This is a genomic window from Bilophila sp. (assembly GCF_057864385.1).
The window spans coordinates 19,888-29,033 of record NZ_DBMAFI010000044.1; the positions used below are offsets into that span (position 1 = coordinate 19,888).

Genomic DNA, 9,146 nt, shown 5'->3' on the forward strand with positions numbered 1-9,146 from the left:
CCGTAGCTCACGCCAAGGGGAAAACCGGATAAAAAGGCTGTATTTTCACCGCACTGTGGAGATGAAGCAACCACATACATAATAGAGCCATAAATTATATCTCATTGACGACACAATCTAGAACCTTATGCACGCAAAAAAGGCGTTCCCCAAAGAACGCCTCCTCAGCTTCAACCGCCCTTCCTGAGCGGCCAACGGCACGTTTCGCCATCCGCCAGCCTGAACGCCGCGCGGCTAACGGCTGCCTCCCTGCGTTTCGGCGATGCCCGCCGGGTTCGCCGTCACCAGCCACGCCAGCTCGTGGCGGCTGCTGATCCCAAGGCGGCGGTGAATGTTCCGTATGTGGGTCTTCAATGTGCTCGGCGAAATGTTCAGGTTGTCGCAAATCGTCGTATCCGGCGTTTTGCGGGCCAGCAATGCGGCGATCATCGCCTGCTGCCGGGTCAGCCCCAGATCACGGAAATGCGTCTCCAACTCCTCGATTGGCCAATCCATCAAGGACATCGGCGTGCTTGGGGCTTGTCCGGCCACCCGCTCAGGAGCCGCCGGCTCACCCTTCGCCAGACGGAAAAAGCCCACTTTTTCCAGATAGACGACAAAGATGAAGCTTCCCGCTAAAATGGCGAAAGCCTGAAACGCGAACAGCGAGTTGAGCGAATCGCCTCGGGCAATGCTCTCCGTAATCCAGCCGCTGTTGTGGCTTCCCACCCAAGACGCCAGCGCGATGCCCCCTACCCCACAGGCCAGCAACTCTAGCCTGCGCGTACCTTTACGGTACGAAACCGTGTGCAGAAATGCCGTCATCATATAAATGTTCAGCAAGGTATAACCGAACAGCAAACCGCCAAGCGAGAGGCCGGGCGATTCCCTGTGCAGCAGCGGCCACGCGGTATAGCCCACGACCAGTACCGGGATGACAAGCAAAAAAGCGTACCAGATTGGGGAACGGTGGGCTTGCCCAAGCACCAGCAACGCCGACAGCCCTCCCAAGACCACAAGGGAAAGCACGCCCAGGCTTGGCCCGGGCATGACCGGCTCAAGCGCACCATACAGATTGTAGTAAGCGCTTTCACTGAATGCCGTAAGCAGGCACCCACACCACAGGAACAGGGGGATACGGGAAAAGGGATAGGCATGTTTTCCCTCTTCCGCAGAGGTGTTGGGATACAAGGAAGGCAGCAAGGCAAACAGGGCGGGGAAAAGCAACGCGGGGATCACCCAATACGGTTCTGGGCACAACAGGACAAGATAATTGCATATCGGCGCGAGGATACTCGCCAGCCCAAGGCCCAGGACAAGCTGCCCCCCGGAAAACCGGCAGAGCGCCAGGCCAATGCGGCAGGCTGCGATGCCGGCCCCTACCCCGGCAAGGGCGCTGACGGCCCAACTGCCAGAACGCACCCAGCCTGAAAGCTCATTGGAAACCGGCGTAACCATCAACAAAACCGGCGTCCACATCAGCAGCAGCGTCACAAGCCTGCGCCGTAAGCGCGTACTTCCCAAGACAGGGATGACATACCCTTGGCATGATTCCTGTTCCGCAAAACGGAACCGCAGCCGGAGGCCGTAGGCAAGCAGCGCGAGCCCCGTGAACAGCGGCAGGTGAAACAGCTCCCCGGCCTCGTCATTGTAAGGCACAAGCCCCGGATAGCTGTACAGACGGAACGCCTGCCAAAGCCATGAAAAAAACAGCGCGGTCAACAATGCCGTACAGAGCAATGCCTGCACGGTACGGGCATCCGAAGGCCAAAAACCTTCATCCGCGGAGCTTCCCCCTGATGGGTCAAATATGCCTTTTTTCACATGGACTCCAATACGACGGCATGCTCAGGCGTCACCTTCCGGCCTGAACCGACCATAAAAAGGACACTGATCCGCCAAGCAGATTTTTGTCATCCATTTTCACGGAAGACAGCGATTTCAAACAAAAAGTCAAAAAACAGGCGCGGCGTGAAAAAGAATTTTGACTTCTTTGCCATACCCCGCAGCGAACGCCCAGACGATCATCACTCATCGGGGCCGTTCCGGGACATACGGCAAACAACAGGGCTCCCCGGCCCCCGCCTTTCTGTTCAGAGTAATAGCCTTATGGCTTAAGTACAAGGGCACAAAAAGCATGCCCTCCCCTCCTGCACATAAAACCGCCCTTACTGCTGCGTAGCCACCACGAGATCAATAAGTTCCTGCGGCAACGTGTCCGGGAAAAGATTCCAAACGGGCCGCGTTTTCCGCTTCAGCTCCTCAAGCTCGGCTTCCGAAGGTTTGGAAACCTCAAGGCCATTGGCCTTGAACCGCTTGATCGCCTCCTCTTCCGACTGCGGGGCCAAGATTTCCCGCTGATACTTCAATGCCTCGGCTGCCGCTTCCCTGATGATGCCCCGAACCTGCGGGTCAAGCCCTTCCCACCATTTCTTGTTGGCGCTCAGGATCTGCATGCTGTAATTATGCTGTGAAGCGAAGGCGTATTTGAGGATGTCCTCATGCTCAGCGTTGAGCAGGAAAGAAAACGTGTTGCCTTCACCCCCTACGATGCCTTCCTTAAGCGCGGTGTAGGTTTCACCCCACGCCAACGGTTTCGGCTTCATGCCAAGGGCTTTCGCCACTTCGACCTCAACGACGGAAGCCGTCGTGCGGACTTGGACGCCCGTCAGATCCGCGACGGAACGGATCGGCTTTTTCACACTGAAGAAATCCCTGTAGCCGTATTCGCAGTACATGATCGGCTCAAGGCCGACCTCATTGAATTTCCCCTTGAAATACCGGCCAAGCTCGCCGTTATCCAACGCTTCATACAAGTTCTTTTGATACTTGACGCTTGTGATGTACGGCAGATCGAAAACCATGAGCGACGGCACCACCCACGTCAGGTTCGGGCTGGAACTGACCGCCATTTCGAGCCCGCCGGTCAGCGCGCCTTTGAGCATGACGACATCGCTCCCCAGAACGGCATTGGGGAAAACATGCACCTTGATCTTATTCTTTGACTTTTGGGCGACCAATTCCGCAAATTTTTCAAAGGCCAAAGTGGTGTGATGCCCCGGCGGGCACGGATGCGCCACCCGAAAGCGCACCTTGGGGCCGGAATATTCCGCATGCGCGGAAACCAGCGCCCCACAGATGAACATCAAAACCGTGGGCAACAGCAGCACACGGGTTATGTATTGCAGGAGATTCCGTTTCATTCCTATTCCTCGGTGTTGGTGTAGCGTTTCTTTTCCGGCAGCGCCGGACGGCACAGCCGCCAGACTCTTTGAAAAGAAACGCCACGCCGCACAATACCCCAAAGAGGTATTTTCTCTCAAAAAACAGGATTCCGTGCTCAAAAAGCGCCATGAATCGTTCAGGAAAGGTTCTCCTTTCTCAGAATCACCCTACCCTAAACCGTTCTTGCGAAGAAATCCATAGTCATTTCATGGCAAAATCAATCCATGCATCCTTATTCACTTTTTCCCGAAATATCCTCCGAGCGCTGCGGATGGATGCGGATTTGCTCAATGCGCAGCCCGTCCATGGAAGCGACCGTCCACAAATGCCCCCAGAAAAACAGGCTCTCCCCCGCAGAGGGAATATGCCCCAGCCGCTCAAGCAGCAACCCGGCCATAGTAGCGCAGCTCAGCTCCTCTTCCGGCTGGATGCCCAGCGTATGCAGCCCCTCGTCCACAGCCATGCGTCCGGGAAGCAGCCATGATCCGTCAGGCTGATGGAAGGAATCCGGCTCAGGGGCCACATCCCCCATGTGCCCGGCGATGGCGGATAAGATGTCCATAGGCGTCACAACGCCCACGGCGCTCCCGTATTCATCCAAAACGATGCCCATCGGGGCGGGGTGCTGCCTGAAGGCGTCCAGCACGTCGGGAAGACCGGTATGCTCGAAAACCATGGGGACGGGGACAACAGATGCCTCAAGCGAAAAACGGCCGGTCTTCTGGTAACGCCACAACAATTCGCGCAGATCCACGACGCCGAGCACTTCGTCGGTATCCCCGCGCATGACCGGAAGGAATGCGTGCTTCGACGCGCCCACGAGCTTGAGAAGGGCTTCCGGCGACTCGTTGCTGTCGAGCCACTGCACCTTATGGCGGGGCGTCATGATATACCGCACGGTACGCCCGCCAAAACGGATGACCCGCGCGACAATGGCCCGCTCTTCCGGCCTGAACACCTTGTCCCGGCAATCGGAATAGCCCAGCGCGGCCATCTCCATTTCCGTCTCGCCGCCGGGGAGCGTGGTTCCGCCCAGCAGCTCCAAGACCGCTCTGGCGGCGGACTCACGCAATCCGCGTGTTGTGATCCTGTTTCTCCGGTTCCGCAGCGCCAACTGGTTGAAAGACTCCACAACAATTGAAAAACCAATGGCCGCGTAGAGATACCCCTTGGGAATATGATAGCCGAGCCCTTCCAAAATAAGGCTCAGGCCAATCATCAGCAAGAAGCCAAGGCACAGAATGATGACCGTGGGGTGCCTGTCCACGAATTCCGTCAACGGACGCGAGGCCAGCAACATCGCCAGGACGGCGATGATGACGGCCAGCATCATGATGGAAAGCTCCTTCACCATACCTACGGACGTGATGATCGAATCCAAGGAGAATATGGCATCAAGCACCACAATCTGCGTGATGACCTGCCAAAACACGGCCTGATGGACGGCTTTCTCTTCCGTGGGCTGATACCCTTCCAGCCGTTCGTGGAGTTCCATAGTCCCTTTCAATAAGAGGAACAGGCCGCCGATGAGAAGGATAACGTCCCGTGCCGTAAACGAGTGGCCAAACACGGAAAACCACGGCTTTGTAAGCCCGATCAGCCATGCCACCGTGGAAAGCAGTGCCAGACGCATGATCAAGGCAAGCGAAAGGCCAATGATAAACGCATGCCTGCGCTTGTCTTCCGGCAGCCGCGAAGACAAAATGGAAATAAAAACAAGGTTGTCGATACCGAGCACGACTTCAAGCAGGATGAGCGTGCCCAATCCGCCCCATGCCGTGGGTTCTGCCACCCACGAAAAATCGAGAAACATATACGCTCCTTCCCCGAATATGGGGAACGCCGTTGCGATTGAACGAATGCGATTGGACAAAAAGGACTAGGCCGGTCTGGACGTTCAAGCCGCCGGGGGCGAACGGGGGCAAGCGTGGCAAGAATCCCAGTCATGGGGAAATATGGAAACGGCTGATGAAATGCTGCCCCGCCGCAGGAGTATCCCCGGGCAGAAACAGTTTCCTGACAGTGCTGCAAACGAGCTGAAGGCGTGCCCCCGTTCCAAACGGGACGTACTGGGGGCGGAACACTCATAAGGGGTATATGCAGCCCTCCCCTGCTCAGGGAGGCCCCATACCTCCCCCTCCCCCAAGAAGGCCCCACCGGGCGGCAAGACGAGGGGAGCCGGGCAAGGCTCCAAAGTGTATTCCGTACACGGAAACACCGCAGCGGAATCAAATGAATCGAAGGGAAAAAGATTTCCAAGCGGCGGGAAAAAGAGAAAGCCCCCAGCCATGACAAAGGCGAGGAGCAAAGAGAGGCGTGTTCGTATGGGAATGTCCACAGGGCAATACTGCAATGCCATGCCCGCAGATGTCAAGCGGCCTCCCCGGTCGAGGCATCCGCCTTTTCGATGATTTTCTAAAAAATTTATTTTGGGTTTCACATAGTTGAAATGCGGTTTTCATTGCAGCAGTGAATATCTCCCCTAGCCAGCATGCCGGACACGGCCCCACACCCCCTTTCCGTGCACAGCCCCAACTGCGTCCTCATGAAAACAATAGTTTTAAAAACATTTAATCATGTAAAATAACACGGAAAAATTTTTAAACGGAATTTTTTTTCTGAAATGCATATTTTTTTGTTGACAGTAAGGAGCGTTTTTACTAAACTCTTTTCTGCGCGTTGGGCTATCGTTCAATTGGCAGGACGACGGATTCTGGTCCCGTTAATCGTGGTTCAAGTCCACGTAGCCCAGCCAACACGCACTCAGACGTCCCCATCGTCTAGCCGGCCCAGGACAGCGGCCTTTCACGCCGTCAACAGCGGTTCAAATCCGCTTGGGGACGCCAAAGAAATTCAAGGACTTAGAGTAAAATCTAAGTCCTTTTTTCGTTGTGGGGAAAATCTGCCCCACGCTATGCCCCACAGATTTGGGAAAGTCAGGGAAATTTTCTTCAGGTTGGGTAAGGGGGGATTTCAGGGGAAGCAATGACCGGAATTTCGGGAAGAATCCAAGCGTCCTCCCCCACACGATACCCAGCAGTTTTAAAAATACATCCACAGATGAGAAAGGCATCTTCACAGGCGGGGGATGACTTTCTTTGTATTTTTTACGATCACCGAGGGAGGAGCCGAACATTCAGTCTTGACCTTTGTACTCCCGTGGGAGTATGTTTCTGCCAAGGGGACTTTCATGATCAGAAAGCTTTTTCATGGCTCACAGAACATTGTCGAAACCCCACTTTGGGGATACGGAAAACGATACAACGACTATGGGCTTGGCTTCTATTGCACAGACAGCCTTGCGATGGCGAAGGAATGGGGCGTTGGAAAGGGGCAAAACGGTTTCGCCAACTGCTATGAAATCAACTGCGAAGGGCTGTCCATCCTTGATCTGAACAGTGCGGCATTCACCATTCTGCACTGGCTGACCGTTCTTTTGCAGAATCGGGAATTTGATATTCCGTCCGGTCTTGCTTTCGAGGCCAAGGCGTATCTTCTGGAAAATTTTTCCATTCCGTATGAGCGTTACGATGCCATCATCGGCTACAGGGCAGACGACAGTTACTTTTCCTTTGCTCAGGATTTCATCAACGGTACGATTTCGTATCGACAGCTCACCAATGCCATGCACCTTGGCAAGCTGGGGCAACAATTTGTTCTGAAAAGTCCGCTGGCTTTTGAACGTATCCGTTTCCTCGGCTACGAAGTCGCAGAAAGCGAATTGTGGTACGCCAGAAAGATGGCTCGCGACCATGCCGCCCGGCGTGAGTATTTTGATGTTGAGCGCAATCGCAGAAAGCGCGGCGACATCTATATCACCCATATTCTTGATGAAGAGATGAAAAGCGATGATGCACGCCTACGACAAGCTGTATCTTGAAAAGGCTCGTACCGCGCTGGGGCGTATGCTGGACTTTGCCGTCCATGACCTGAAGCACGATCTGTCAGCATTCTTCAATCTGTTTATCGCTTCCGGTATTGCCGAGCGTTTTGAGCATGGAGATTTCACCATTCTGGCAGGCAAGTCGGGAATAGAGCTGGCCTATATGGTTCTTGATGAAACGGAATTCGACTATGAACGTCTGACACCCCGGTTCACGGCGGGACGTAGTGAGGAGTATTGGACGGGATGGGCACTTGCCTATTACCAATGGCTTACGGCCATGAAGTTTGCAGACATCATCAGAGCCGTACCCATCAGGGAAGTTTGCGCACTCTATTCGCCGTATCACGAGATGGATATCCGGCATTTTGCAGACAAAATGAACGAACTTTGTCTGCATCAAAGAACGAAAACACGTCTGAAACAGCTTCGTCATCTGGTTGGTCTGAGCCAGAGAGAGCTTGCCGAGAGATCGGGAATCTCCCTGCGTACCATCCAGCAGTTTGAACAACGGAAAAAGAATATCAACAAGGCCCAGATAGACACCCTGCTCCCGTTGAGTATGGCTCTGTATTGTGATGTGAGAGATCTGCTTGAGCCGCTGGATCAGGCCGCAGCAGAGTAGGATCAAGGGGAGTTGCCTAAAGTCCTTTTTTCGTTATGAGGAAAATTGTCTCATGCTCTGCCCCACAGATTAGGGAAAGTCAGGGGAATTTCTGTAAAGCAGGGAAAAGGGGCGTATGAAGTCGTCAGATACCATTTCAGAATATTCAACCTCGTCGACCATCTCTGCTGCTATGGAACAGCGCATCCAAAATGAACTCACGCGTGTTGAGCAGGCGCATGGCGTGAAGGTTCTTTATGCGTGCGAGTCCGGCAGTCGCGGCTGGGGATTTGCCTCGCAGGATTCAGACTACGATGTGCGCTTCATTTACGCACACCCTGCGGATTGGTATCTTGCCGTGTGCCCGGAAAAACAGCGTGACGTGCTGGAGAGCGGCATCGTCAGCACTCCAGATGGCGTGCTTGACTGTTCCGGCTGGGATGTTCGCAAGGCCCTCCGCCTTCTGCAAAAATTCAATGGGGCTTTGCCGGAATGGCTTACATCACCTATTGTTTATCGAAAGCAAGGCTCCTTTGCTGACCGTGCCCTTTCAGCCGCCACACAAGGATTCTCGCCGCTCACCTTATGGCATCACTACAGGAGCATCCGCAACAAAAGCCTTGAACGCTTCCAGACAAAACAGACTGCCAAGGTATGGCTGTATGCCTTTCGGCCCATGCTTGCCATGTTGTGGATAGAGCGCGGGCTGGGTATTCCGCCGACGCCTTTCGAGATACTTGTGCGCGAACTGCTTTCTCCGCAAGAACAGGCAGAAACCACTGTGCTTGTGGCGCATAAACGTTCCGGCAAAGAGAACGATCACGATTTCGTGCCGCCGCCCATTCTTGCGGCTTTTCTTGACAGGCAGCTTGCTCGTGAATCAGAAGATTGTGTTGATATTCCGGCTGCCAGGGCCATGCCGAATATGGATGCTGTATTTCGGTTGCTGTTGAGGGAGACATTTATTTAAAGTATTTACCTGTTGAAATTATCAGAATACAACTGTGGGACTCCGTTCGTTATGAGGGGATTCGTGAGAAACCATTTTCCACTGCTGGGCACAGCGCAGAGCTCCGTTTGATAAACTCAGATAGAAAATCCCCTTGTTAGAGAGTAATGCTCGAAAATAGTAGCGTTTAAATATCTTCTAAATCTGGCAAGTAATTTTTTATAGCGTTTTTCCAGCAATCATTATTTGCACTGCTAATTTTTCTAATAATATAATCTTTATAAGAATCATTTGTTAACCCGAAATAATGCCCTATAGAATTAGAAAGGCTTTTATAATTGAAAATAGCAAGCACTTTTTTGTAATCTCTTTCTTCAAAAGCTTCTTTGAATTTCTTTTCTATGTCAGGCTTGATATTTTCAATAGTTATATTTTTATAACTATCACTTAACCTCTGTGATAAATCACCTACATCTGCAGAGCTTATATCTATACATGTAAGCTTA

Annotated in this window: 7 protein-coding genes and 2 tRNA genes; 5 read left to right on the forward strand and 4 right to left on the reverse strand. The window is 53.2% G+C overall.

What is annotated here, in order from left to right; all coding sequences use genetic code 11:
* Window positions 1-234 precede the first annotated feature (234 nt).
* The 3 genes from ACZM8Y_RS12935 to ACZM8Y_RS12945 form a co-directional block, all read right to left on the reverse strand.
* Window positions 235-1,803: a helix-turn-helix transcriptional regulator gene (locus ACZM8Y_RS12935; protein ID WP_479859763.1), complete on the reverse strand. Its 1,569-nt coding sequence runs from the start codon at window positions 1,801-1,803 to the stop codon at window positions 235-237.
* Between the two features lie 344 nt (window positions 1,804-2,147).
* Window positions 2,148-3,182, reverse strand: a complete 1,035-nt coding sequence (locus ACZM8Y_RS12940) for a TRAP transporter substrate-binding protein (protein WP_479859762.1) — start codon at window positions 3,180-3,182, stop codon at window positions 2,148-2,150.
* A 254-nt stretch (window positions 3,183-3,436) separates the two neighbouring features.
* Window positions 3,437-5,017 (reverse strand): TerC family protein, encoded by a 1,581-nt coding sequence (locus tag ACZM8Y_RS12945; protein ID WP_302553387.1) that lies wholly within the window; start codon window positions 5,015-5,017, stop codon window positions 3,437-3,439.
* An 867-nt stretch (window positions 5,018-5,884) separates the two neighbouring features.
* Here ACZM8Y_RS12945 and ACZM8Y_RS12950 point away from each other — a divergent pair.
* From ACZM8Y_RS12950 to ACZM8Y_RS12970, 5 genes are all read left to right on the forward strand, one after another.
* Window positions 5,885-5,959: transfer RNA gene (locus tag ACZM8Y_RS12950), tRNA-Gln, on the forward strand.
* 14 nt (window positions 5,960-5,973) lie between these two features.
* Window positions 5,974-6,050 (forward strand) — tRNA-Glu (locus ACZM8Y_RS12955).
* 344 nt (window positions 6,051-6,394) lie between these two features.
* Entirely contained in the window at window positions 6,395-7,084 is a 690-nt protein-coding gene (locus tag ACZM8Y_RS12960; RefSeq protein WP_482331843.1) for a DUF3990 domain-containing protein, read from the forward strand.
* Window positions 7,053-7,712, forward strand: a complete 660-nt coding sequence (locus tag ACZM8Y_RS12965; RefSeq protein WP_482331838.1) for a helix-turn-helix domain-containing protein — start codon at window positions 7,053-7,055, stop codon at window positions 7,710-7,712. The genes ACZM8Y_RS12960 and ACZM8Y_RS12965 overlap by 32 nt, the downstream gene beginning before the upstream one ends.
* 115 nt (window positions 7,713-7,827) lie before the next feature.
* Window positions 7,828-8,661 carry a nucleotidyltransferase domain-containing protein gene (locus ACZM8Y_RS12970; RefSeq protein WP_482331834.1) on the forward strand — a complete coding sequence of 278 codons (834 nt, stop codon included), beginning with the start codon at window positions 7,828-7,830 and terminating at the stop codon, window positions 8,659-8,661.
* A 166-nt stretch (window positions 8,662-8,827) separates the two neighbouring features.
* On the opposite strand, the gene ACZM8Y_RS12975 is transcribed toward ACZM8Y_RS12970, so the two are convergent.
* On the reverse strand, window positions 8,828-9,146 hold a 319-nt coding region (locus ACZM8Y_RS12975), incomplete at its 5' end, for a hypothetical protein (RefSeq protein WP_489501777.1).